Raw genomic sequence first — 738 nt, 5'->3', positions numbered from 1 at the left:
GTGACTGGGGTGAAGTCGTAACAAGGTAGCCGTAGGGGAACCTGCGGCTGGATCACCTCCTTTCAAGGATGGCGCTGTGGGGTAGGGGCCTTGGCCTCTGGCTGCAGACCTCCGCGATATGACTAAACACGGACCAAGGCCTTGCCTGGTTCTGGCCGCCCCGGATGGGGTGGCTGGTGATCGGGCGCCTGTCCTGGTCGAGCCCAACGTTCGCCATCCATCCTCGGGCCCGGATTGGCCTGAGTGAGTGCGCATCATCCTGTTGATCTGTCGTTATGGCCTTGGCTGGGCGATGGCCGTTCCGGCCTCGGCATTGCCGAGGTTTGGGGCCAGTAGCTCAGTTGGTTAGAGCACACGCTTGATAAGCGTGGGGTCGGAGGTTCAAGTCCTCCCTGGCCCATTTTCCCTGTTGAAGACTACGGGGGCATAGCTCAGCTGGTAGAGCACCTGCTTTGCAAGCAGGGGGTCACCGGTTCGAATCCGGTTGCCTCCATGTCTGCGCAGGTTGGCCTGGCGGCAGAAAGAGATCCTCGCCTGACCTTCTTGGTCGGGTTGAGTTGCGTGCTTCCAAAGCCGCCACATGGCGAGCCCCTTGGGGCTGGCCCGGTGGATTGTTCTTTTGACATTTGAAGATGGAATGGTTGGTTAGTTGATTGGTTGAGTGTGTGTTTTGCGCTGGCCTGGTTTTGGGTTTTGCGCGTGGGGCGCGGTTTGGTCCTGCGTGCGGGCTGAGGCTTG

The 738-nt window shown here is 60.2% G+C and carries 2 tRNA genes and 1 rRNA gene; all 3 read left to right on the top strand.

Annotated elements, in window-relative coordinates:
* Positions 1-63: ribosomal RNA gene (locus tag LH62_RS00210) — 16S ribosomal RNA — on the top strand; the annotation flags it as partial.
* 263 nt (positions 64-326) lie between these two features.
* Positions 327-400: transfer RNA gene (locus LH62_RS00205), tRNA-Ile, on the top strand.
* 20 nt (positions 401-420) lie between these two features.
* Positions 421-493: transfer RNA gene (locus tag LH62_RS00200), tRNA-Ala, on the top strand.
* Positions 494-738: the final 245 nt, after the last annotated feature.

This window comes from Belnapia sp. F-4-1, assembly GCF_000802185.1.
Taxonomy (GTDB): Bacteria; Pseudomonadota; Alphaproteobacteria; order Acetobacterales; family Acetobacteraceae; genus Belnapia.
The sequence above is the reverse complement of the archived record's forward strand: the minus strand, read 5'-3'. Positions and strand labels throughout refer to the sequence as shown.